The sequence below is a fragment of the Staphylococcus sp. 2S1 genome (assembly GCF_046721335.1).
GTDB classification, from domain to species: domain Bacteria; phylum Bacillota; class Bacilli; order Staphylococcales; family Staphylococcaceae; genus Staphylococcus; species Staphylococcus equorum_A.
The window spans coordinates 922,531-948,304 of record NZ_JBEUUJ010000003.1 but is presented as its reverse complement, the minus strand read 5'-3'; the positions used below and the strand labels follow the sequence as shown (position 1 = coordinate 948,304).

The 25,774-nt window shown below is 32.0% G+C and carries 15 protein-coding genes and 4 pseudogenes; 9 read left to right on the top strand and 10 right to left on the bottom strand.

The window, feature by feature from the left end; translation table 11 throughout:
- Positions 1 to 198: 198 nt before the first annotated feature.
- Together ABLV90_RS04995 and ABLV90_RS04990 are read right to left on the bottom strand one after the other, a co-directional pair.
- Positions 199 to 2,828, bottom strand: a pseudogene (locus tag ABLV90_RS04995) (DUF2309 domain-containing protein).
- A 1-nt stretch (position 2,829) separates the two neighbouring features.
- Entirely contained in the window at positions 2,830 to 4,305 is a 1,476-nt protein-coding gene (locus tag ABLV90_RS04990) for an NADH dehydrogenase subunit 5 (RefSeq protein ID WP_460872857.1), read from the bottom strand.
- Here ABLV90_RS04990 and ABLV90_RS04985 point away from each other — a divergent pair.
- From ABLV90_RS04985 to ABLV90_RS04960, 6 genes are all read left to right on the top strand, one after another.
- A complete protein-coding gene (locus ABLV90_RS04985; protein WP_460872890.1) occupies positions 4,241 to 4,387 on the top strand; it encodes a hypothetical protein in 147 nt (48 codons plus the stop codon). The two genes, ABLV90_RS04990 and ABLV90_RS04985, sit on opposite strands and share 65 nt — an antisense overlap.
- Before the next feature lie 636 nt (positions 4,388 to 5,023).
- Positions 5,024 to 6,217, top strand: a complete 1,194-nt coding sequence (fmdA, locus tag ABLV90_RS04980; protein WP_069816623.1) for a formamidase — start codon at positions 5,024 to 5,026, stop codon at positions 6,215 to 6,217.
- Positions 6,217 to 6,483, top strand: a complete 267-nt coding sequence (locus tag ABLV90_RS04975) for an FmdB family zinc ribbon protein (RefSeq protein ID WP_069816621.1) — start codon at positions 6,217 to 6,219, stop codon at positions 6,481 to 6,483. The genes fmdA and ABLV90_RS04975 overlap by 1 nt, the downstream gene beginning before the upstream one ends.
- A gap of 354 nt (positions 6,484 to 6,837) precedes the next feature.
- Positions 6,838 to 7,641, top strand: coding sequence for an oxidoreductase (locus ABLV90_RS04970; RefSeq protein WP_069816619.1), 804 nt, complete (start codon positions 6,838 to 6,840; stop codon positions 7,639 to 7,641).
- 37 nt (positions 7,642 to 7,678) lie between these two features.
- A complete protein-coding gene (locus ABLV90_RS04965) occupies positions 7,679 to 8,965 on the top strand; it encodes a condensation domain-containing protein (protein WP_427705564.1) in 1,287 nt (428 codons plus the stop codon).
- Between the two features lie 3 nt (positions 8,966 to 8,968).
- Positions 8,969 to 9,661, top strand: a complete 693-nt coding sequence (locus tag ABLV90_RS04960; RefSeq protein ID WP_427705566.1) for a thioesterase II family protein — start codon at positions 8,969 to 8,971, stop codon at positions 9,659 to 9,661.
- 80 nt (positions 9,662 to 9,741) lie between these two features.
- Here ABLV90_RS04960 and ABLV90_RS04955 read toward each other — a convergent pair whose 3' ends face one another.
- The 4 genes and pseudogenes from ABLV90_RS04955 to ABLV90_RS04940 form a co-directional block, all read right to left on the bottom strand.
- The gene (locus ABLV90_RS04955; RefSeq protein WP_460872280.1) at positions 9,742 to 11,319 is read right to left on the bottom strand and encodes an SDR family oxidoreductase; all 1,578 of its coding nucleotides are present in this window, start codon (positions 11,317 to 11,319) and stop codon (positions 9,742 to 9,744) included.
- Positions 11,306 to 14,433 (bottom strand): annotated as a pseudogene (locus ABLV90_RS04950) (amino acid adenylation domain-containing protein); the annotation flags it as partial. The gene ABLV90_RS04955 and the pseudogene ABLV90_RS04950, both read right to left, overlap by 14 nt.
- Positions 14,420 to 17,191 (bottom strand): amino acid adenylation domain-containing protein, encoded by a 2,772-nt coding sequence (locus ABLV90_RS04945; RefSeq protein WP_460872856.1) that lies wholly within the window; start codon positions 17,189 to 17,191, stop codon positions 14,420 to 14,422. The gene ABLV90_RS04945 and the pseudogene ABLV90_RS04950, both read right to left, overlap by 14 nt.
- Before the next feature lie 204 nt (positions 17,192 to 17,395).
- Positions 17,396 to 18,061, bottom strand: coding sequence for a 4'-phosphopantetheinyl transferase family protein (locus ABLV90_RS04940; protein WP_427705571.1), 666 nt, complete (start codon positions 18,059 to 18,061; stop codon positions 17,396 to 17,398).
- A 263-nt stretch (positions 18,062 to 18,324) separates the two neighbouring features.
- On the opposite strand from ABLV90_RS04940, the gene ABLV90_RS04935 reads away from it, so the two are divergent.
- Entirely contained in the window at positions 18,325 to 18,528 is a 204-nt protein-coding gene (locus tag ABLV90_RS04935) for a TM2 domain-containing protein (protein WP_069814824.1), read from the top strand.
- A gap of 153 nt (positions 18,529 to 18,681) precedes the next feature.
- Here the strand turns inward: ABLV90_RS04935 and ABLV90_RS04930 are convergent.
- From ABLV90_RS04930 to ABLV90_RS04920, 3 genes and pseudogenes are all read right to left on the bottom strand, one after another.
- Positions 18,682 to 19,268, bottom strand: a pseudogene (locus tag ABLV90_RS04930) (undecaprenyl-diphosphatase).
- 211 nt (positions 19,269 to 19,479) lie between these two features.
- Positions 19,480 to 20,184, bottom strand: a complete 705-nt coding sequence (locus ABLV90_RS04925; protein ID WP_427705573.1) for a dihydropteridine reductase — start codon at positions 20,182 to 20,184, stop codon at positions 19,480 to 19,482.
- Positions 20,185 to 20,361: 177 nt separating this feature from the next.
- Positions 20,362 to 21,093, bottom strand: a complete 732-nt coding sequence (locus tag ABLV90_RS04920; protein ID WP_460872279.1) for a MerR family transcriptional regulator — start codon at positions 21,091 to 21,093, stop codon at positions 20,362 to 20,364.
- 183 nt (positions 21,094 to 21,276) lie between these two features.
- Here ABLV90_RS04920 and ABLV90_RS04915 point away from each other — a divergent pair, with 183 nt between their 5' ends.
- The gene (locus tag ABLV90_RS04915; protein WP_427705578.1) at positions 21,277 to 23,319 is read left to right on the top strand and encodes a heavy metal translocating P-type ATPase; all 2,043 of its coding nucleotides are present in this window, start codon (positions 21,277 to 21,279) and stop codon (positions 23,317 to 23,319) included.
- Positions 23,320 to 23,337: 18 nt separating this feature from the next.
- Positions 23,338 to 23,883, top strand: coding sequence for a DUF1541 domain-containing protein (locus ABLV90_RS04910; RefSeq protein ID WP_002506107.1), 546 nt, complete (start codon positions 23,338 to 23,340; stop codon positions 23,881 to 23,883).
- A 198-nt stretch (positions 23,884 to 24,081) separates the two neighbouring features.
- Here the strand turns inward: ABLV90_RS04910 and mbcS are convergent.
- Positions 24,082 to 25,660 (bottom strand): annotated as a pseudogene (gene mbcS / locus ABLV90_RS04905) (acyl-CoA synthetase MbcS).
- Positions 25,661 to 25,774: the final 114 nt, after the last annotated feature.

Below are 25,774 nucleotides of genomic sequence, written 5' to 3'. Positions count from 1 at the left end.
TATGCATCTCCTGTAGAACCAAAATGAGGTTAAGTTAGATTATTATTTGAATAAAGATAACATTATCATTTTTGCATACTTTTCTCCACAGTTCTACAATATCACCCGGGAAATCATTTATATTTTATTTAATAAATTAAGTACGATAAGATATCAATATGCTCATAGATTTTTAATGACATGACATTTAAATATAGCTTAATAATCCGTTGACCAGTCATGCCATTGGCCATCTTCATCAATCGTTGCTAATCTCACCCAACCGTTTTGTACTTTTTGTTGGAATGCTTTATCCGCTTCTAATCGTTCTTTCACAAAGTTTTCAGGAGCTTGGATCACTACAAGTAAACGTATAGGTGAATGGTACATTTTATCATCTGACGACATCACGGATTGCCAAGGTAAGCCTGTTAACAAGTCACTCGCATTCCCTTGCATAACACCAATGCCGGCTGTCACAGTTTGTGTTGTTTTACTACCACTACCATAATAATGTGGCGCAACTGTAGAAGCATAGTATTGTAAGTTAATCCATTGTGCTACAACTGCAGGCCCACCAATAATATTGGCTAATATACTACCATCTTGGTCGTTTTTCCAATCATAATTATGCAAAAATGCTCTGCCTTGTAAGTCACTGTGCTTTGTTAGCTCACGTTGTCCAATAATAAAGGCAGCATTTTTAGCTAATCCCCACTCTGGTCTTATCTCGCTCCAATCATTTGATAAGCGATGCGCTTCATTGACAGGATTTTTCTTCGTTACATTATTATTTGGTAATTGTTCTAAGCGTTGTTCATTAGCATAATAGCTGACGTTAGGCATTGCTCGCTTCAATAGCATCATAAGCTTTTTGTGCCACTTCTGGTAATTCTGGTACATAAACCCACTCTAATGTATCCACAGAAGTCTGATGTTCTGCAGCTGCAAATACGGTCGTTTCCGGAATTTCAATACCATCGTGTGCTAGCCCTTGTCTCACTTCTGGCAAATTACACAACTGTGCTAATACTTTGCCATTAAAACCACTTGCCGCACCACCACATGCACCACAATCTAACGAGGCAGCATACGGATTATTCGCGCTTTGACTACCATGACCACACATAACAACTAAAGGTGAAAAGTCTGTCGTTAAATCCATTAAGCGTAGCGCTTGGCGTGTATAATTTAACTGCTCATCTTTTGTAAACCCTACAGGCAAACCATCTTCTCTACGATGATGATGATTAAGCGTAAGTGCTGTATCTTCTGGCTTTTGCAACCAACCTGCATAGAACTTGCGAATCACGTTGCCTACACGATTTGGTATAAAACTGCGTGTAAATGTTTGTAGTGTTAACCACGGACCACTGAGTTCTGGTAATAGTAAACTAGGCAACACGTTTTGTTTCATTTTCTTAAACGTATAAGTGACCGATTCAAGTACATGCTTACGTTGTCGGAAAATAGTTGGTTCTTTTTCCTGTGTATATTCTTTAATTTTATGCTGTGGCTTATTCATTACAGGTAAAGATGGATGGCTATGTTGATTTCCAAGTTCATTTTTGGCAATCGGCAAACCAAAGAACCCTGCAATACCTATCGTTTCAAAGGGACCTGCTGCTTCAATTTGTTTACGAAATGGCTCAGAACGTACATCTATACAAAATGCCATTTGTGCAAGTGGCGTGTCATTCTCCACCAACACTTGCTTTTCAGGCGCAATAATCTTTCTTAATTGCTGATTATAAGTTGCTTCCCAAGCCTCTAACAATAATTTACGACGTAATTGATCATTAAACTGAACGGCAAATAACACATGTTGCTGTTGTTCTTGCGTTGTTAATTTGTCCCATTGTTGTGCCGTAAAACCGCCCCATTGCATCCATGACAAAATGCAATCCGCTAATGAAATAGATTGATTCGCTGATGTATCATTTGTAGGTAAGTCTGATAAATACGGTTCCATGATTACCCACTCCATGCCTAAACGAAGCGCAAGGTAATCTAATAACAACGACTCCATTTTACTATTATTTTCATGCTCGCCATAGCATCATACCTGCCCAACCTGGTAATGATAATAAATGATTCTCTAAATAATTTTGCGTGTCTGCCTCAGCAATACCTAATTTTAACAATGTGGCTCTAATTAATGACTCAGCATCATCAGGTAAAGTCTTTAACCGGGCACGTTGAGCTTTCGTTAACGCTGGATCATATTGGATTAAACGTTTCCAAGAATAGAATAATCCTTTTTCACGATGGGGCATTGTCCACCCTGATTGTGCATCATCAACAAATAACTTACACCACTTAATAACGTGATAATCCACTGTATCGATTAATTTTTTATTATTTTCATCCATTACATACGTAGACAATAACGGCGTTGAGCTTTTGACATCACTTGATAAATCTAAATCCTCTAACTGTTGTGCCAATGCATCGACTTGCCCTTGTACATGATGATTAGATTTTAAAGGATGTAATTTTAAAGCATTACGCCCATATTCCATTGCATTTTCTCTTGGTATTGCTAATGACGCTTGCTCCAACCACTGTTGGAATTGTTCCTCTATCTTACGCTCGTCTATTTCGCCCTGTTTCTTAGCTTCTAATATACTTGCTATCGCAGGATAAATATCTACTTCTCGCACTTGTTTAAGCCAATGTGCAACTTCATCAAATGTTTTATCCTCTAACCCAGACCACGGACTTCTTGCCGCAAACACTGAAATGGGCGATAACGGGACAATAACCTTACTTGCGGCATCAATTAATGTTCGAATATCATTAGGATTGTTTTGTGAAACATAGTCTGTCTCTCTATTTGCTTCCCCCATTTTAGTGTCCTCCTTTTGTTAAATATGTTTTAAGGTAGTTTGGATGACGTTCTACAGTGTCAGCTTTTGCATCCCCAATACGTACAAGCCACATATATAATATTGAAAATGCGACCGATGAACGATTACGTGCGACCCATGTACTCATTAAACTACCAATCAAGAGCATTAAAGCTACAATTACAACGACAAGCATAGGTGGTTGAACACTATTGAAAGTCATCGTATGTAAGGCGCTAGCGAAGAAGTGATGAACGATAAAGTATACTGAGCCAACGACAATGAGTATCAATAATCCCATGATACGTCCGAATTTCCCTTCTCCAAATGCAACAAGTTGTGTCCATGATACCGATAATGACCAAGCTAAGATGAGGCCACTCACTAAACGATAGCCTTCACCAGGAGATGTAAGCCAAAAACCTAAACCAATAGCCAAAGCTAATACACGACCTGATATAATCCATAAATATGACATTCTCTCACTAGCACGTCTTGGTACATTAAAGTGACGCACCGCCGAACCAGAGCGTAAGAAGAGCGTTGCTTTAAATAAACCATGTAAAATCAAATGGATAATCGCAGGAATGTATGCACCCATTGCGCACTGGATTAACATAAAGCCCATTTGTCCAATTGTAGATCCTACTAAAAGGCGTTTATAATCTACATGCACTAAACTTATACCTGCACCAATCAGTACAGAAATACTGGCAAACAATAACAATACGAATGTTGCAATGTCACCATTAAATATCGGTGAAAATCTCGCCAATATGATACTACCCGCATTCACAATACCTGCATGCATAATCGCCGACACCGGTGTTGGTGTTGCGACTGATTCTATTAACCATCTTTGAAATGGAAACTGTGCAGGTGGCACCATAACTGCTAATATAATGAGCATATTAATACCAAAACTTTCCCACGCATTAATTTGAGCTAAATTTGTAGCTGTGAAAATCGAGGTATATTGCCATTCACCAGTTAATAATGCAATCCACACTACCGCCAACAATAATGCTAGCCAACTTAACAAAAACAATTTACCGGTTACTTTTGCGGCAGCTCTTGTCACTTTCCAAGCGCTTGTTAAGCTAATTAATAGCGTTAAACCAAGTAACGTTACGCCCCAACTGATCACCATAATACGCAAATCACCTGTTAACCAAGCCATTGCGGCAAAACTAGTGGTAATTGTAAATAAAGTGAAGTACTTTCTATAACTTCGATCGCCCATTAGATACTGTACACAATAACGTTGAATGATTAAGCCTATGACTAAAACGAAAAAGGCCATTAACCATGCTAGAAAATCCGAATACCAAAATCCTACTTCTATATTTTTCGGTGCGCCTATAAGTCCGATAAATGCTACAAGTGGTGGTAAAGCCACTAAAAATATATGTATGCGCACATACGCCAATGGTATGCGTGAATTTAAAAACATGATGCCACTCAATACAGAAACAATAACAGTGATGAAAAATATTATTAACAGTATTGATACATTAAGCGATGTGAACATATTGGATTCTCCTTTCTTTTTACATTAATTTTAGTGTTACAAAATCAAGCTACTTTTATGTATAACTTAGTATGTTCAGTTATTTTCCCATTAAAAAAAGCCGACAATATACAATAAACCACGGACGGTTTATTACAATTGTCGGCTTCATTGCAACGCACTTTTTAACGAAGTGATTTGCTTTGCTACCTTATATGTATAAATGTTTATGAATTTTATAATCTAAAAATATTACATTTAATCTTATATGACGGATGATTTTAACTTTTCAACACTATTCGTACACTTTTTCAATTTGCCAATATGATTATTAACAGCTTGCTAAAGCTTTAATATCGTGAAAAAAGCAGTATTCAACGACTATATTTATTTTTATTTAATATTACAAACATATACTTATTATTCGTGATTGTCAAGAAACACAAACTTCTATAATGAATTTAACAATGCTTTTAATAATTATATATACAGCTTAAAACACGCTATTAATAATTAAAATAACATTCCTTCTTTGCTATATACTTTCTTAGTTTTTAACTTTCTCTTTTCTTATTTATCCATCCACTCAATTTAATTATAATTTTACACATTTTGTGTTATTATTTATTCAACATATGATACAGTCACATTTTATCTATTTAAATTAAGTAGGAGGATGCTTATTATGCCAAAAAAGTTATTCAATATTGATTTAAGTAAGAAAATGGACCAACAAGATCACCCTGGACATAACCGATGGCACCCAGATATTCCAGCAGCTTTTTCAGTAGAACTTGGTGAATCATTTCGTATGGAATGTTTAGATTGGACAGATGGACAAATTTCCAATAACGATGATGCAAGTGATATCAAACACGTTAATTTAAACCGTGTGCATGTATTAAGTGGACCTGTTCACATCAATGGTGTTGAACCTGGTGATTTATTAGTCGTAGATATACTAGACATAGGTACATTCCCAGAACACGAATGGGGTTTTAACGGTATTTTTGATAAAACGAATGGCGGAAGTTTTTTAGTAGATCATTATCCAAATGCTCAAAAATCAATTTGGGATTTCAATGGGATATACGCTACGAGTCGTCATATCCCTGGCGTTGAATTTGCTGGTATTATTCATCCAGGATTAATCGGTGTCGCACCTTCACAAGACATGCTTGATGAATGGAATCGACGTGAACAAGCGTTGGTCGATACTGACCCTAATCGTGAACCTGTATTAGCTAACTTACCCGAAACTGATGCAGTCGTACTAGGTGATCTTAAAGGAAATGATTTTGAACGTGTAGCAAAAGAAGGTGCAAGAACAGTGCCTCCAAGAGAAAATGGAGGCAATTGTGACATTAAAAATTTATCAAAAGGTTCTCGTATTTATTTTCCTGTATTCGTTGATGGCGCCAAACTGTCTGTAGGAGATTTACACTTCTCTCAAGGAGATGGTGAAATCACTTTTTGCGGTGGAATTGAAATGCCAGGTTGGATTGAATTACGCGTAAACGTAATTAAAAATGGGATGGAGAAATACCAAATCAAGAAAAATCCTGCATTTAAACCCGGCCCTGTTATGCCAAATTATACAGACTATATTGTTTTTGAAGGTATTTCAGTTAATGAATTTAACGGAGACCAAACATACTTAGATGCAAACACTGCTTATCGGAATGCTTGTTTAAATGCAATTGAATTCTTAAAAACGCGTGGTTTTACAGGTGAACAAGCCTATATGTTACTAGGATCAGCACCTGTTCAAGGCACCGTAGCCGGTATTGTCGATGTCCCTAATGCCTGTTGTACCATTGCCATTCCCCGGGAAATATTCAAGGGCGATATTTTACCCGAATTGGAGCCTGATGAATAATGCCAAACTACACATATGTATGTCCAAACTGTGATGAATTTACAATTCGTCAATCTATGAATGACACACACGATAACGTTTCATGTCCCGCATGTGGCCATTTATCTAAACGTGTATATACTGCTTTTCAAACTTATGGAATGGACTCAAAGTTAAAAAAACGCATCGAACAAGGACAAAAACCAAAAGTAGTCACTAAAGATAAATTACCACAAAAAAATCAAACAATCACAAACACTGCCAGACCTTGGATGGCCGGCCATTAATCTAAATATTTAATAGTATTACTAACACTCTAATCCATCATTGCTTATAATCATAAAGCAATGATGGATTTTTACACTTCAGCCTTCACTTCACCGACTCAATATATGACATTGCTTCCTTCCCTCTAATTTCATTAACCATCCTTAAAAAGCACAATGACAATAATCAACAAAAAAATATTAATTTAACTTTTAGTAGATAAAATTAATATTTTGTTAACAATTTTAATAAAACTAAAGAGAAGCTATTTTTTTAATAAAAGTATAATTTGTGATATATTTATAAAATAAGCAATATATTTATATTCAACTTACTTAATCTTTTTATTTAAAAAACAAAGGGGGCTGGTTTTAATGAAAGTTGCTATAGTCACAGGAGCAAGTAGCGGAATTGGTTTTGAAACAGCTAAAATGTTAGCTAAAAAAGACTATCGCGTTTATGCTCTTGCAAGAAACACAAAGAAAATGCAAGGTTTATCAGCATATAATGTCAAAATAATGAAGCTGGATATAACAGATTATGATGCGATTAAAGAAGTAGTTAACCATATTTTAAACCAAGAAGGGCATATAAACATTTTAATAAATAATGCTGGATATGGGTCATATGGTGCTATTGAGGACGTGTCTATTGAAGAAGCGAAAAGACAGTTCGATGTAAACCTATTCGGACTATCTGAGATAACAAGAGCTGTTATACCTTCCATGCGCGAACAAAAAGCAGGGAAAATTGTAAACATATCATCAATCGGTGGACGTATACCTAATTATCTAGGTACTTGGTACCATGCTTCTAAACATGCATTAGAGGGATACACCGAAAGCTTACGTTTAGAACTTTCTGATTTTGGCATAGACGTTATCGTTATCCAACCAGGTGGTATAAAAACAGAATGGTCTACGATTACAGCTCAAAATCTTAAATCATCTGCTAAAGGAGGAATCTATGAAGAAAAAGCTTTAACACTGGCAAATACAATGATCAAGTTAAATTCACTTAATTTATTTTATCCTCCTTCCGCTGTAGCTAAAGTTATCACTAATTCAATAGAAAGACGCATTGTAAAACCACGATATATTGTCGGTTTCCTTGCTAAGACCTCTATTTTTTTACATGCAGTTTTACCAGTTAAGCTATATAATTTTATTATCAAATAATAGATATCTAAATAATTTATGACAGGAGCGAATTTAAATGTCCACTGCAAATCTAACTTTTGCCCAAAATCATTATGCAATGTTGGAGTTATCACAACCTAATACAAGCATTTCTAATCTTTCTAATTTATTATATATCGAAAACACTTATTCTTATGATGCTATAAATAATGCATTAAATAAGCTTGTTGAAAATTTTGATGCATATAGAATTCATATAATTAATGAATCAGGTGAACTAAAACAATCTTTACAACCATTTAATTTCCAATACTTCCCAGTAGTTGAATTTACAGACGAAGCTCAATATAACGCTTGGATTGATCAACAAAAAAATAAATGCTTATTTGAATTAAATAGCGATTTATACGACTTTACAATTGTAAAAAACCCCGATGGAAAGCATTCTGTTTTCTTCACACACCACCATGCTATTACTGACGCATGGAGCATAACTCATTCTGTTAACTATGTCGCAAAAATTCTGATTGGTCATGATGTGGAACCTAATACTTATTCTTATTTAGATATCGCTAATGATGACCAAAAATACTTAAATTCTCGCCGTTTTGAAATCGATAAGAACTATTGGTTTAATACAATATCCAACTATGAAATGACTGATTTTTTAACAAAATTACAAAATTTAGATTATAAATCATTAAGAGAAACTTATTCTCTTAATGAATACGAATTTAAGTTGATTCATAAAATGTGTAGTGATTATTCTATTAGTATTAGTACACTATTTATGTCTTTGATGCATTTATATATTAGTAAATTATCAAATAAGAATCAAAATTCAATTGGTTTGATGGTACATAATAGAAGTAGTAACATCGAAAAAGAGACTTGTGGTTTGTTCACAAAAGCACTGCCATTAATCGTTGAATTAAATCCTGAGCAATCTGTTGAAAGTTTTATAAACTTAGTTAAAAAAGAAAACTTCAAATTACTAAAACATAGAAAATTACCTACAACAGTATTGATAGAACAAAACAAAGAGAAAGATGTACCGAGCTTGGCTGACTTTGCTATTTCATATCATAATATGCAATATGATAATGAAATTACAAAAGAAGGGTTTAAAGAGGAATGGTTATTAAATGAAGCAAACCTTTACAACAAATTAAATATGAATATTAGTAATAGAAATAATGATAATACATTGCATATCGATTATGACTTCAGTACATGCTACTTAACCGAGAAAGATATTGAACAAATCCATTATAGTTTAGTAGATATTTTAGTTCAATTTTATAATAACCCGCACGCACGTTTAAACGACATAGAAGTTGTTACTTTTAAAAGCGGTCGATAATTTATGATGAACGTTACTTTGTTTTGCATCCCATTTGCGGGAGGGAATAAATTTATATTTTACCCTCTAAAGAATAAGCTTCACAAGGATATTGATTTAAAATCCTTAGAACTTCCAGGTCATGGAGAAAGGTTAAATGAGCAACCTCTTCTCACAATTGAAGATATGGTCGATGATTTAACCAATCAAATTATTAAAGAAAAGCCTGAACAATATATAATATTAGGTTACAGTTTAGGAGCCATCTTGGCTTATGAAATTTACTTTAGATTACATAAATCTCATCATATTCTTCCTAGCCATATGATTCTTTGTGCTTGTGAACCTATTGGATATGCTAAGCATAATAATATAAATAATATGAGTGATTTTGAATTTAAAAAGTTTATAAAAGATAAAGGTGATACTCCTGAAGAAGTCTTGAATCACGAGGAATTATGGGAAATTGTTGAACCTGCTCTTAAAAACGATTTTCTCGCAATAGATAACTATCATAATAGTTATGAGAAGAAGAAAATGAATACTACACTTTCTATATTTGTAGGTGAAAATGACACTATAGCTAATCATACTTTGTACAAATGGTCGAATCTAACAAGTGAACATGTAGAATATAAATTCTTTCAAGGAAGTCACTTATTTATTACTGATGCTTACGACCAATTAAGCGAAGAAATAAAATTAGTTTTAAATTAAACCGCTTTTAATTTCCAAAGTTTATTCATACGTTAAAAATAAAAATGAGGTAGCAAAATAAAATTTGCTACCTCATTTTTTTAGAAATTATTTTTTGTATGATTAATCATTATATCTAATGTGTTTTCACTTGTTGGTTCCCACTGGAAATTTAATTTTTCCAGTATGAAATTAGTTTTATAATCTAAAATTTCGAAATGTACTTTATTAAATAATGTATTGTCTAAGATACCTGTGTGAAGTAAGAACGCATTGACTTCATCGCTCATTACTCCAAGGTCTATACATTCCATTAAGTGATCTAAAAAGGTATCCCAATAAACAGCTTCTATATAATGGTTATTCGCATTATATACTTCCATTAATTTCTGGAGTGATAAGCGCTTGTTGTTATAAATGTGATGGATTTCATTGCTTAATTGATCATTCAATATTAATTTATTACATGCTTGTGCGACTTGGTCAACATGAGTGAATTCTAAGTCATCATCTTCGAGCCTTGGAAACTTCTGGAACATCTTAAATGATTTTATGACACTATAAAAAGCATTGTTTTCTTCATTTTTTTGAAAAATTCCTGTTCTAGAGTCACATTGTAAATTACCTAGTCTATAAATATTTGTCTCAATACCTTCTTCACGATAAGCAATAAGTAATTTTTCAGCTTCTATCTTACCATCAATATAGATATTATTTGGTTTTTGAGAAATATCTACATCATATTCAGAAAAAGTAATACTATTTTTATCCTCTACGCTACCTGAAGCTACGCTAATTGTAGACATATGGTGAATTTCTTTTTTCTTTTTGTCTTTCGCAAAAGATATTAAATTGTGGATTGATTTAACATTTGTGTTATAAGAAGATTCTTCTGTCGCAAAATGATTTACATTTGCTGCTGCATTTATAATAATATCTATATTATTTACTAAATAATCATAATTACTATTAGAAAAACCTAAATATTTTGATTCAATATCGCCCTCTACAAAATGAATACGGTTCAAATCTTCTGTTTTTAATTGAGAATTAAAGTAATAGGACCAATTGTTATTTAATTTGCTCTCACCGCTTATTTTTTTATTATTTCTCACTAACACATGAATAATTAAATCTTTACGTTCTAATAAATCTTTTAATATATGGATACCTAAGTAACCTGTAGCGCCTGTCAATAATATTTGTTTGTTAGATTTAACGACATCTTTATCAATGAATTTATAATTTTCGTTACTTTGCACTTTGTAATCATTGATTTCTGATATAAAATCACTATTTAAATGATGTTCATTCTTAACATTCGGAAATTTTAATGCATCTAATTTTGTCATTACATTCATTTCTTCACGTTCAATCAATGCTTTACTTATAGATTCCACTGTCTGTAATTCAAAGATATCTTTAATTGATATATTATATAATTTAGATATTAACGATGTTAACTTTATGGCTTTAAGTGAATCTCCGCCCATTTCGAAGAAATTATCATGGATACTAACTTGATTTACATGTAATACTGCTTCAAATGCTTTCGCCACAGCGCTTTCCATGTCGTTTGTCGGCGCTACATATACTTTACTTTCAACTTTGATTTTTGGTAAAGCTTTTTTATTCAGCTTTCCATTTGAAGTTACTGGTAGTTTATCAAGTTGTGTCATATATGCTTGGTATCATATAATCTGGTAACTTTTGACCTAAAGATGTTTTTAGAGATCTAAAATCAAGTGTGTCATCTGATACTAAATACGCACAAATAGATAATTCATTTCCAACCATCGTTGTCGCAACAACCGCTACATCAATGATATGAGCCTGTTGTCTTAAAACACTTTCAATTTCGCCCAATTCAATACGATAACCACGTATTTTAACTTGTTCATCTATACGACCTATATAACTAATATTGCCGTCGGCATTCCATTTCGCTAAATCTCCCGTACGATATAATTTACCTTCCCCAAACGGGTTATCAATAAATTTCTCTTGTGTTAATTCAGGACGGTTTAAATAACCTGCTGTGACACCCACGCCCGCAATACAGAGTTCGCCAGGCACGCCGATACCCATTATATTATTATCTTCATTTAAAATATAAGCTTGAATATTTGAGATTGGTTTACCGATTGGAATTGAGTCATATGTCTTATGGTTTTCACAGTCAAAACTTGTTACGTCAACGGTTGTCTCAGTAGGACCATATAGATTTAGTAAGGCAGTATTGTTTTTATTCCCGATAAAATGATTAAAGTCATTAGCTTGTTCAGGTTTCAATGCTTCGCCACTAGCTAAAACATATTTTAATTTCGAAATGGACTGTGAGTTGTTCGTAGATTTAATAAAATTGACGAACATATTTAACATCGAAGGCACGAAGTGAACCATCGTTACCGCGTAATCTTCTAATAATGCAGTTATTTTTTCAGGGTTACCTTCTTCTCCAGATGGTAGTAAAACAATTTGACTACCGGCCATAGCCCAGCCAAATATTTCCCAAACTGAAACGTCGAAAGTATAAGGCGTTTTAAATAATATTGTATCGTCACCATCAACATTATATTTATTTATCACCCAGTTCAAACGGTTCATAACGCCTTCACTATGTGCCATAACGCCCTTCGGTTTTCCAGTTGTACCTGAAGTATAAATCACATACATTAAGTTAGACTTATCTGAAATTTGTTTTAAATTAGAAGTTGGAAATGTTTCTGATTTTGTCTCTTTAGTTAAATCAATTACTCTATTTTCATATTTTATAGATTCATCTAATACTCGATCTGTTAGTAAAACCTTCGGTTGACTATCTTCTAAAATATAATTAATGCGGTCAATTGGGTAATTAGGATCAATTGGAACATAAGCGCCACCGCTTTTAAAATTCCATAAATACTAATAATCGTTTCAAGTTGTCGATCCATAATTAAACCAACTAGACTGTCAGCTTCCACGCCTTCATCTCTTAATTGATAAGCAAGCTGATTCGCACGGATATTTAACTCATTATAGCTTAAATGTTTGCCTTCATACGTAATCGCTGTTTGATGAGGCGTTTTTTTCACTTGCTTTTCAAAACGTTCAACAAACGTTTCCGTATTATTTAAACTCACCTCTGTATCATTAAAGTCATCAAAAATAACTGCATTTTCTTCTTCAGTTATCATCTCAATCTCACTCAGTTTTTGAGAGGAATCCTTTGTAATTTCAACTAAAACTTCCATAAAGTGTTTCAACATACGCTCTATCGTCGCTTCACTAAATAATTCACTTGCATATTCTAATGAAACTTTATATCCTTCATCTTCTTCAATTGTCATACTCAAATCAAATTTCGCATTTGTATGTGATGCTTCTTTAACTTCAACAGACCAATCATTAATTTCAAATGCTTGATTATCATTATTTTGTAACGTGAATAATACATCGAATAAAGGATTACGAGTTAAATCACGTCTTTCTACTACTTCTTCTACTAAATCTTCGAGTGGATATTCTTGATTATCAAAAGCTTTTATAGAAAGGTTCTTTACTTCTGACAATAATTGTTCAAACGTTTTATTTCGTTCTGGATAACCTCTCATTGCTAGTGTGTTAACAAACATACCTAATATACCTTCGGTATGTTTATGTGTTCTTCCGGAGACTGGACTACCAATAACTATATCTTCTTGTCTACTATATTTATGAAGTAATACCATAAATGATGCCGATAAAATCATGTAATCCGTACTACCAGTTTTTTGCGCAAGCTGACTAATCGCGTTCTTAGTTTCATTAGGCATGTGCATTGACGTTGTTCTACCTTTAAAACTTTGCTGTTTAAGTCTAGTATAATCATAAGGTAAATCTAAAACAGGTGCTTCCTCTTCAAATTGTGATAACCAAAATGCACGTTGTTGATTTAAATCACGTTCACACATCCACTCACTATAGTCTTTATAATGTATTTTCAATGCTTCTAATGTTTCGCTTTGATACAATCTCGAAAAATCTTTAATAATAATATTGATAGATAAACCATCAGAAATGATATGGTGCATATCAAATAATAAAAGATATTTTTGTTCGTCATACTTCACTACTTTTACTCTTAATAGAGGCGCCTGTGCTAAGTCAAATGGACTTACAAATTCACTTAAGAGATTATCATAATTAATATCCATTTTCTCTTCATAGTCTATATTAATAGATACACTATCTTTGATAATTTGAACAGGTTCTCCTTCAAACACTTCAAAATGTGTCCTTAAAATTTCATGATGGTTAATTAAACTCTGGAAAGCATAACGTACACGTTCAATATCTACGTCACCTTTAATTTCAAGTATTCCCGGCATATTGTAAGCCGTTTGCCCCTCCGTCATTTCATTTAAAACATATAATCTCTTCTGTTGTGAAGATACATAATAAGAGGGTTTATCTTCAGCTTGTGGAATATCTTGAATATTCTTATGGTCTTTACTATTTTTTATAAACTCAGCTAATTGAGCAACCGTTGGTTTCTCAAAGATAATTTTTAATGGTAATCTGATCCCAATACAATGTTCAATTTCATTGATTACACTAATGGCTTTAAGTGAGTGCCCTCCCATTTCGAAGAAATTATCATGGATACTAACTTGATTCACATGTAATACTGCTTCAAATGCTTTCGCCACAGCGCTTTCTATGTCGTTTGTCGGCGCTACATATACTTTACTTTCAACTTTGATTTTTGGTAAAGCTTTTTTATTCAGCTTTCCATTTGAAGTTACTGGCAGTTTATCAAGTTGTGTCATATATGCTTGGTATCATATAATCTGGTAACTTTTGACCTAAAGATGTTTTTAGAGATCCAAAATCAAGTGCGTCATCTGATACTAAATACGCACAAATAGATAATTCATTTTCAACCATCGTTGTCGCAACAACCGCTACATCAATGATATGAGCCTGTTGTCTTAAAACACTTTCAATTTCGCCCAATTCAATACGATAACCACGTATTTTAACTTGTTCATCTATACGACCTATATAACTAATATTGCCGTCGGCATTCCATTTCGCTAAATCTCCCGTACGATATAATTTACCTTTCCCAAACGGATTATCAATAAATTTCTCTTGTGTTAATTCAGGACGGTTTAAATACCCTGCTGTGACACCCACGCCCGCAATACAGAGTTCGCCAGGCACGCCGATACCCATTATATTATTATCTTCATTTAGAATATAAGCTTGAATATTTGAGATTGGTTTACCGATTGGAATTGAGTCATATGTCTTATGGTTTTCACAGTCAAAACTTGTTACGTCAACGGTTGTCTCAGTAGGACCATATAGATTTAATAAGGCAGTATTGTTTTTATTCCCGATAAAATGATTAAAGTCATTAGCTTGTTCAGGTTTCAATGCTTCGCCACTAGCTAAAACATATTTTAATTTCGAAATGGACTGTGAGTTGTTCGTAGATTTAATAAAATTGACGAACATATTTAACATCGAAGGCACGAAGTGAACCATCGTTACTGCGTAATCTTCTAATAATGCAGTTATTTTTTCAGGATTACCTTCTTCTCCAGATGGTAGTAAAACAATTTGACTACCGGCCATAGCCCAGCCAAATATTTCCCAAACTGAAACGTCGAAAGTATAAGGTGTTTTAAATAATATTGTATCGTCACCATCAACATTATATTTATTTATCACCCAGTTCAAACGGTTCATAACGCCTTCACTATGTGCCATAACGCCCTTCGGTTTTCCAGTTGTACCTGAAGTATAAATCACATACATTAAGTTAGACTTATCTGAAATTTGTTTTAAATTAGAAGTTGGAAATGTTTCTGATTTTATCTCTTTAGTTAAATCAATTACTTTATTTTCATATTTTATAGATTCATCTAATACTCGATCTGTTAGTAAAACCTTCGGTTGACTATCTTCTAAAATATAATTAATACGGTCAATTGGATAATTAGGATCAATTGGAACATAAGCGCCACCTGCTTTTAAAATTCCATAAATACTAATAATCGTTTCAAGTTGTCGATCCATAATTAAACCAACTAGACTGTCAGCTTTCACACCTTCATCTCTTAATTGATAAGCAAGCTGATTCGCACGGATATTTAACTCATTATAGCTTAAACGTTTGCCTTCATACGTAATCGCTGTTTGATATGGCGTTTTTTTCACTTGCTTTTCAAAACGTTCAACAAACGTTTCCGTATTATTTAAACTAACCTCTGTATCATTAAAGTCGTTTAAGATGGTATCTTTTTCGTTTTCATCCAATAACTCTATATTTTTAATCTTTTTACTTGGATTTTCTATTATTTCTTCTATGACTTTTAATATTATCTTATGCGGGTCTATAATTTCTTTCTCATTCACAACAGCACTTTGATAATCATAATCTACAATTAAAGTATCTTCCCTATTCCTATTACTAATATTTACAGTTAATGGCGCGTTATTTGAGCCATTTTCTATCCATTCATCTGAATAACCATTTTTTATAATTTCATAATTGTGTTGAGTGTTTTGATAGGAAATCAAACAGTCTAATAGTCCTTTTTGCCCACCACTATCTTCTACTATATTTCTATACGGATATTTTCTATGTTTTAGTATATTGAAACTTTCATATTTTGTTTGGGTTAATAAATCAAATATAGAATAATCACTAGAGACATCAATTATAATTGGCAATGCCCTTGAAAACACGCCAGTAAGCCCTTTTTCTGCTTTTTTATTTCTATTATGCATTACTGACCCGACTGAAATTTTTTTCGATGCTGTTTTTTTATATTTTATAATAATCATAATGGAAGAGAATAAATTATTAATACTTATATTATTTTTTTCACAAAAGTCGTGTATTCTATGGGTTTCTATATCAGAGAAACTATAACTTTTTCTATTACTCAGAGCATTATTTTCACTATTATTTTCGAATAATTCATTATCTTCTAAATTTTCAACCTTTTTTAACCAGAAATTTTTATCTTTTTCAAACCTTTTAGAATTTTTATATTCTAATTCTTCTTTGATGTAATTAAAATATGTAGACTCTATTTGCTTGTTATTAGTTCCATCAATTAAATATTTACATATTGTATTGATAGCTACTGTCACACTCCACGCATCTGAAATAACATGATGTTCCAGCAAAAGTATTCCGGTTTTCCCAGTAGGTAACCTCATTATTTTAAAGTCAAATAAGTCCTTATTTTCAAAAAATAGGTTTTTACGTGCCTGTTCATTAATCCATTCATCATACCCTACTTGATTATTCATAAAGTCAATAAAATCAAAATTTCTATCTTTGTGTTCAGTAATATATTGTTTATATTCACCTTTCACTTTTTTCATTTTAATTCTATAGCTCTCATGTGTTTTTATTAGATTATTTAATGCCTTTTCTATTTTTTCTATTTTAACTTCAGGTTTAATATAAATAATCCCCGGTATATTATTAATGCTATTATTTTCATAATATTCTTGTAACTGAATAATTTCGGTCTGTGCATCTGATAAAGTACTTGTTTCCATAATTAAACCCCCTTTTTTTATATCTTAAGATTAACATATTTTTTAAAAAAATAACCTTTTATAACTCTTATTATTATAATAATAAAAGTTATAAAAGGTTATAAATTGTAAATATTTTGTAATTTTTTTATTAAATCATAAATTATTATTAACTTATAGTAAATGAATGTAAAATTATTCCAAAACAGCTCTCCCACGATGATTTTATAAGTGTTTTTCTATATTTTTATACGTTACAAACTCAATTTTAGGTGTAACTATATTTTCACAACAAACAGCTAATTTATAATTTTCTATTACATCTAATAATAAAAAATGGTTTGTAATTATTTCGTTATTATATACCAACTCAATATTGTGTTTGATGTTAAAATCAAAAGATAATTGTTTAATATCAAAAGATAAGCCTTTTCCTATAAATTTGGTATAACTTTCTTTTAAACACCAAAAAGAAAAGAAATTCTCTTTATTATTGCTCATCATAGCGCGTTCATTAGCATGTGTAATATCACAAAACAGTTTCTTATCTATATCATCTATTTGCTCTATATCGACGCCTACTGGCGAATCAGAGATATAGCAAGCCGCCCATTCATTTGAATGAGATAAATTAAAATGTACGTTCTGTGATTTTAGTAAATATGGCTTGCCATACTCATTTTCCTCAAAAATGAGTCCTTCTAGAGAAAAACCATAATCTTTGATCAGCGCATAATATAATAACAATTCACTGATCAAAGTAAGCACCTTATCATTTGCGGCATGTAAGTTATGAATTCTATTCTGCTTGTCACATCTGATATGATTTAAAAACCGATTTTGTATAGCATCATAGTTTAAGTCACTTACATTTATTAAATATAACTTCATCTATTTGCTCCATTCTATATAGGTTCACGATATATCATTATAAAAAACTTTACTAATACATGGAAATTATTAAAAACATTATATTATTAGTGTTATGGTAACATATTAAAATATTTTTAATGTTAAAGTTTTTAATGATTTTTAAAAATCTAAGCCACTTATTATATTAGATATATTTGTTATTCAAGTCTAAATAGTCAAAACATTATGTATACCACCATTTATATTGTATAGTGCCTATAAAAGGTTCAGGAGATGGTTTAATGAAAGTTAACAAAATAATTTATATGCTATTAGCCTTCTTTCTAGGTGGATTAGGCGTCCATAAATTTTATTCAAACAAAAGAAAATTAGGGATATTATATTTTGTATTTTGTTGGACTGGTATTCCTGAAATCATTGGTATCGTAGAAGCGATTTTAACTGTTTTTAAAAAGTCGGATAGTAATGGAGATATAGCAGTATAAAGCAATTTGAAATTTAAGATACTGGATAATCTACTCATATAAAATAGCAGTGAAGGCCTCTATCATTATAGATTTCTTCACTGCTATTTTAGTATATTTTCTTATCTTCAGAAATTTTATATATTATCGTGCCGTATTATTTATCTATACGCTTTATTTTGATATTTTCGATAATATGAACGTTTCTCCTCTTTCATATATTTCTAAAAGTTTTTTAGTTAGCCTTATATGAGGAACGATCCAGAAAGAAAATACTGCCGAAAACGTACCTAAAATTGCGCCTACCAGTATATCTGCCGGATAATGTACACCAACCCAAATCCGTGAAATTCCTACAAGAAAAGCTAATACTAGCCAAAAATACCTTAAGTTTTTTTGAAAAGCAGAAACATGATACATATAGCAAAATATTGTAGTGCATGATCACTTGGAAATGAATTATCTATTTCATGTCCAATAAGTTGATTAACATTTGATAATTCTGCAAATGGTTGGTTATTTGAATATACTTTCCCTATAATATCTCCTAATAACTCTGCGACTACAAAAGCAATGATTGCACTAATGACCATCATTCTATTTTGTTGTTTTCGAGTAAACCAATATATGATAATACTTAAAATTAAAAAATACTCCATGTATTTAGCTAAAAAAATCATTACTGGATTTAAAAACACCAGTTGTTTACTTAATTCGTTAAACACCCTAAATAGTTCAACATTTAATTCTGATAAATTGATTCAAATCATTCCTTAATTATTTAATTTTATTAAATATAGTTTATACTGACCTTCAACTATACCAAAATAAAATATTAAAACAATATCTATAAAATATTGTTGAAAATTACTTTAAAATATAAAGAAACGATTTTTGAATATATTCAAAAATATATAACAGACCTTTGGCTTGAGGCATTACAATATTTTAATTTTATAGCAATTTAAGCATTTATATTGTTAGGAATTCCGAGCGTTGTTTCTCACGCTTATCAATTACAATTTGTGATGTTTTCATACCTAACTCAAATAATTTTTCAATATTTTGAGTTACGAATTCATCGCTACCTACTATATAAAATAAAGCATTTTTATCCATTGCAATATTTTCTAATTGCTCATAATATGATGCTCTGCTATCCACAAATTGTGATGTGAATTTTTTATCTGGTACAGATTTAAATATATCTGTAAATAAGAATTCTTTAGATGAATCAACATTTATAGAATGTATTTTATTAACATTTTCAGCGTTCTCTAAATATTTAAGCACTATTGGTCTATATGTCGCTAAGCCAACACCCGAAGATAGTAAATACACATTTTTACTTTCTCTTTTTAGTGGAATATTTGAATGTGTTTTAAAAATCGCTACTTCTTGTCCAACTTCTAACTTATTTAAAATATTTTTAAATTCAGAACATTGTTTTCTTATTCTTGTAGTAATTCCAATTATATTCTCGTTAGGAACAGTAGAAATCGACATATGGCGAACTAAGCTTTTATTTGGTTTTTCGCCTTCATTAAAACCTTTTAATCCCATGTGCGTGTGAGAGCCCTCTTCCCAAGTAAAACCCTCTGGGCGATCAAGTAAATACGTTTTAATTTCAGACGTCTCATTAATAATCTTATTTATTTTAGTCCAATATATCTGCATTTATATATTCTCCTCATCATTTACAATTAAATCTATTTATATAATATACTTCAAATGATAATAATTATCAATTAAAGGATATTACTGTTTATTGAAAATCATTTTGCAGAAGTAATTTTCGCTATATTTAAAGCGTGAACAGAAAATAAATGTTTTCTGCTCACGCTTTTCCATTAATTAAGAGAATTTTTCAACCTCTTTTAATGTTTCTATACAATGATATTTTTCGTTACAGTTTGGACATTTTAATTTTCTAGTCTTCGATGTATGCGCGACTAACATCCATTTTAATTTTTTAGGTTTGAATTTAAAATGGCAATTCGGGCACATGTATAATACTGAATTAAAGTATTTATTTGTTATTGTAATCGCACAAATAATAGCTAAAACAAAAGATATTACAAATGGTAAATAACTTTTTATAGCAAAACTTATTGATATACCTATTAACTGGACTAATGTCCCTAATCCACCCACCAAAAATAGTTTTCGATATAACTTACTAATATTTTCATTTTTATTCATAACATCTTCTATGTCTAATAATTTTTGTATCGGTGAGTTAGATGTTTCAGAAATCATACTTTTAACACGTTTCAAGTTATTAAGTCTTTGCTGATCTTCTTTTATGCGTTGTTCATCACCCTCTATCTTTTGATCTAATAATAAATATATTGACCTCAAATCTTCATCACTATTAATTAGTTTATTAATATCTTTTAAATTGAATTGCATATTTCTTAAAGTTATGACAATTTGTAATTTTTTTACTTCTTTTTCTGTATAAACTCTGTAGTTATTATCCTTAACATAGGATGGTTTGAGTATTCCTTTTTTATCATAATATTGAATGGTTCTAGTTGTGATAGAAAAAAGGGCAGCTAACTCTCCTGTTGAATATATAGACATATTTTTCACCTCCTACTTTATTTAATAAACTATTACCCTGAGTAACAGTCAATATAAATAAACACTCTCATTATGTTTTCTACCAAATTATTTATGAAAAGTCGAAATATTTATACCCCTATAGGGTATGTGTTATACTAAAATCATCTTATTACCAATTCTATAAATATAGGGGGTTTTATTATGGAACATAATGATCAACACCATAATCATGATGCTCATAGTCATCACGAACATGAGCATCATGACAGCCATAATGGTCATGCGCATCATCACGGCAATTTTAAAAATAAATTTTTTATTTCTTTAATTTTTGCAATACCTATTATTATTCTATCACCAATGATGGGTGTTACATTGCCATTCCAATTTTCATTTCCAGGTTCTGATTGGATTGTTTTAATCCTTGCTACAATTTTATTCTTTTACGGTGGCAAACCATTTTTAACAGGTGCTAAGGATGAGATTTCAACTAAAAAACCTGGCATGATGACGCTAGTTGCTTTAGGCATTTCAGTGGCTTATTTTTATAGTTTATATGCTTTTTACATGAATAATTTCACCGATTCCTCAACGCATACAATGGATTTTTTCTGGGAATTAGCGACTTTAATTTTAATTATGTTGTTAGGTCATTGGATTGAAATGAATGCTGTAGGTAAAGCGGGCAATGCATTGAAAAAAATGGCAGAACTGTTACCGAATACTGCAATTAAAGTGACAGAAGATGACCAACGTCATGAAGTTAAAATTGATAACATCAATATTGATGATATTGTTGAAGTTAAAGCTGGGGAAAGCATACCTACAGATGGCACAATCACTCAGGGCGAGACATCAATTGATGAATCATTAGTTACTGGTGAATCAAAAAAAGTTGCCAAAAAGTATAATGATGACGTTATTGGCGGCTCTATCAATGGTTCAGGCACAATACAAGTTAAAGTTACAGCCACTGGTGAAAATGGCTACCTATCTCAAGTTATGGGATTAGTTAATCAGGCGCAAAATGATAAGTCAAAAGCCGAGCTTCTCTCAGATCAAGTAGCAGGTTATTTATTTTATTTTGCAGTGAGCGTAGGGTTAATTTCATTTATTGTATGGATGCTTATTCAAAATGATATCGACTTCGCACTTGAAAGACTTGTTACTGTATTAGTTATTGCTTGTCCACACGCATTAGGACTGGCCATTCCATTAGTTACAGCACGCTCTACTTCTATAGGTGCACATAATGGCTTAATCATAAAAAACAGAGAATCTGTAGAAATTGCCCAACATATTGATTACGTTATGATGGATAAAACAGGAACACTTACTGAAGGTGATTTTACAGTAAATCACTATGAAAGTTTTACTGATGAATTCCATGAGGAGATAATATTGAGTCTATTTGCTTCATTAGAAAGTAGTTCTAATCATCCACTTGCTACTGGAATCGTTGATTTTACTAAAGGTAAAAATATCTCGTATGCTAATCCTAAAGAAGTTAATAATTTACCAGGCGTAGGATTAGAAGGCACAGTTGATAATAAAATACTCAAAATAACGAATGCTTCTTATCTCGATAATAACAATCTTAAGTATAATAAAGAACAATTCACTCATCTTGCTCAACAAGGTAATTCTATTAGTTATTTAATTCATAACCAACAAGTTATTGGCATGATTGCACAAGGCGATAAAATCAAAGAAAGCTCACAACAAATGATTTCAGACTTATTATCAAGAAACATTACACCAGTGATGCTTACTGGTGATAATAAAGAAGTTGCAGAAACAGTTGCTAAACAATTAGGAATTAACGATGTCCATGCACAATTAATGCCCGAAGATAAAGAAAGTATTATTAAAGCATATCAAAGCAGAGGTAGTAAAATTATGATGGTTGGCGATGGAATCAATGATGCTCCCAGTCTTATAAGAGCAGATATTGGAATGGCGATAGGCGCTGGAACAGATGTAGCAGTCGAATCAGGCGATGTCATACTTGTTAAAAGCAATCCATCCGATATTATCAATTTCTTTACACTTTCTAAAAACACTATGAGAAAAACAATTCAAAATTTATGGTGGGGTGCTGGATATAACGTTGTAGCCGTTCCTCTTGCAGCTGGTATATTAGCTTTTATAGGTTTAATATTATCGCCTGCTGTAGGTGCAATACTCATGTCCTTAAGTACAGTTATCGTAGCAATTAACGCTTTTACTTTAAAATTAAAATAAATGATAGGGGTTAAAATTATGATTAAAAAATTAAGCTTTATTATATTAGCATCAGGCCTCGTATTATCAGCTTGCTCAAATGGCAGTGGAGAGGAAAAAGATTCTAAAGATCAAAAACACGAGGAACATATGGAACATAAAAGTGAAAATAAAGTTCCAGAGGATATGGAGAGCACAGAAGAAAGTAAATTTAAAAAAGATGATGAAGTTACTATTACAGCAGGACACATGCCAGGTATGAAAAATGCGGAAGCTACTGTAAAAGGTGCTTATGAGACTTATGCTTATGTCGTAAGCTATACACCCACAAATGGGGATGAAAAGGTAAGTAATCATAAATGGGTTGTTAATGAAGAAGTTGCCGATGCCCCTGAAAATGGCTTTAAGAAAGGTGATACAGTTAAATTAGAAGCTGACCATATGCCAGGTATGAAGGGGGCAGAAGCAAAAATAGATGATGTAAATAAGACAACTGTTTATGTAGTTGATTATAGATCAACTGAAAATGACAAAATGGTTAAAAATCATAAATGGATGACAAGTAACGAACTAAAATCGAGATAAATTAAATTATCCTTTTAGACTTTTTAAAATCTAACCGCATTTAGCATTCCCATTACTTTCGATATTATAATACAGATGATATGACGTAATAAAAAGAGCAAACACTTTTCAATAAAAAAATAAACCTGGCACTATCATTAAAATTACTCAATGATATTGCCAGGTTTTTGTGTACTAAGCATTTTTAAGTTTAATCAATTACGATTGTTTCTTTTTCTCAGCGTCTCTTAATTCGATACGTCTAATTTTACCTGAGTTGGTCTTAGGTAAGTCTTCGACAAACTCGATGGCTCTTGGATATTTATATGGCGCAACGTCATGTTTGACGTAGTTTTGTAATTCTTTGATTGTGTCTTCATTACCAGTTACATCATCTTGTAAAATAATAAATGCTTTAACGATGTTCCCTCTAATTTCATGTGGGCTTGCAACAACAGCACATTCTTTTACGTAAGGATGTTTCGTAAGTGAATCTTCAACCTCGAATGGTCCTATTGTATAGCCAGAACTAATAATGATGTCATCTTTACGACCTTCAAACCAGAAATAACCATCTTCGTCTATTTTAGCTAAATCACCCGTCATAAAATAGTCACCATTTTGTGGTTCTGCTGTGCGTTCTGGGTCTTTATAATAACCTTTGAATAATGCAGGTAAGTCTAACGGCACTGCGATATTACCTACTTCGCCTACTTTAGAAAGTTCACCATCATCATTAATAACTGTTACATGACTACCAGGGATTGCTTTACCCATTGAACCGGGACGGCTCTCTGTATCTTTTAAAAATCCAATCAACAGTGTACTTTCTGTTTGGCCGTATCCATCTCTTACCATAAGATCAAAGTTTTCTTGGAATTTTTCAACGACTTCTCTATTTAATGGTTCGCCTGCAGACACTGCACTATGCAAATGTTCTAAATTATAATCTGTTAAATTAGACAGTTTTGCCATCAAGCGATACTCAGTCGGTGTACAACAAAGCGCATTAATTTTATTATCTTGTAATAACTGTAAATATTTTTCAGCATCAAATCTTCCATTATATACAAAGGCAGTTGCACCTGATCCCATAATTGATAACAATGGGCTCCATACCCATTTTTGCCACCCTGGTGCAGACAGTTGCCCAAACAATATCGTCTTCTTTAATACTCAACCAATGTTTTGGCGCCATCTGCATATGTGCATAGCCCCAACCGTGTGAATGGACAACAGCTTTAGGATTACCAGTTGTACCAGACGTATAAGATAATAAAGCAATATCTTCACGAGAAGTTTCAACAATCTCTAATTGATCCGTTGAATTTGCTTTTTCATCTTCAACTGACATCCATCCATCTTCTTGACCGCCAACAATAAATTTAGTTAAAGTGTCGTATTCTTTGACTGCTTTAAACTCATCAAGCGCATCTGAAATAACTACAATTCCTTTTACTTCACCATGTGTAATTCTGTATTGTAAATCTTTCGTACGTAACATTTCAGAACTAGGGATAATAATGATACCTAATTTTAAGGCGACAAGATAAACCTCATATGTCTCAATACAACGTGGCATCATGACGAGCACTTTGTCACCTTTTTTAAAACCATATTTTAAAAACATATTACCAACTTTATTCGCATTTTTGATAAGGTTGGTATATGTAATTTCTCTATTTTCTCCTGTTTCATTTTCAAATATTACAGCTTTTTTAGATTGATCTACTGTAAATTTTTCGATTTCGCTCACTATGTTATAAGTTTCTGGAGCGATCAAATCTTGTTTATTCATTATTTACTCTCCTTTTATTTGAACATCTATAATCTGTACAATTGTACTTTAAATGTATAGATTACTGATTACTTATCCAAATACTTTCCAATAATTTAATGATAATTTTAAACT

Bases quoted from the DNA above. Each gene is read 5' to 3' on its own strand.
- ABLV90_RS04960 (WP_427705566.1), top strand. From the start codon at position 8,969: ATGATGAACGTTACTTTGTTTTGCATCCCATTTGCGGGAGGGAATAAA.
- ABLV90_RS04910 (WP_002506107.1), top strand. From the start codon at position 23,338: ATGATTAAAAAATTAAGCTTTATTATATTAGCATCAGGCCTCGTATTA.
- ABLV90_RS04945 (WP_460872856.1), bottom strand. From the start codon at position 17,191: ATGGAAACAAGTACTTTATCAGATGCACAGACCGAAATTATTCAGTTA.
- ABLV90_RS04920 (WP_460872279.1), bottom strand. From the start codon at position 21,093: ATGTCTATATATTCAACAGGAGAGTTAGCTGCCCTTTTTTCTATCACA.
- ABLV90_RS04985 (WP_460872890.1), top strand. From the start codon at position 4,241: ATGCGCACATACGCCAATGGTATGCGTGAATTTAAAAACATGATGCCA.
- ABLV90_RS04975 (WP_069816621.1), top strand. From the start codon at position 6,217: ATGCCAAACTACACATATGTATGTCCAAACTGTGATGAATTTACAATT.
- ABLV90_RS04935 (WP_069814824.1), top strand. From the start codon at position 18,325: ATGAAAGTTAACAAAATAATTTATATGCTATTAGCCTTCTTTCTAGGT.
- ABLV90_RS04970 (WP_069816619.1), top strand. From the start codon at position 6,838: ATGAAAGTTGCTATAGTCACAGGAGCAAGTAGCGGAATTGGTTTTGAA.
- ABLV90_RS04915 (WP_427705578.1), top strand. From the start codon at position 21,277: ATGGAACATAATGATCAACACCATAATCATGATGCTCATAGTCATCAC.
- ABLV90_RS04955 (WP_460872280.1), bottom strand. From the start codon at position 11,319: ATGACACAACTTGATAAACTACCAGTAACTTCAAATGGAAAGCTGAAT.
- ABLV90_RS04965 (WP_427705564.1), top strand. From the start codon at position 7,679: ATGTCCACTGCAAATCTAACTTTTGCCCAAAATCATTATGCAATGTTG.
- fmdA (WP_069816623.1), top strand. From the start codon at position 5,024: ATGCCAAAAAAGTTATTCAATATTGATTTAAGTAAGAAAATGGACCAA.
- ABLV90_RS04925 (WP_427705573.1), bottom strand. From the start codon at position 20,184: ATGCAGATATATTGGACTAAAATAAATAAGATTATTAATGAGACGTCT.
- ABLV90_RS04940 (WP_427705571.1), bottom strand. From the start codon at position 18,061: ATGAAGTTATATTTAATAAATGTAAGTGACTTAAACTATGATGCTATA.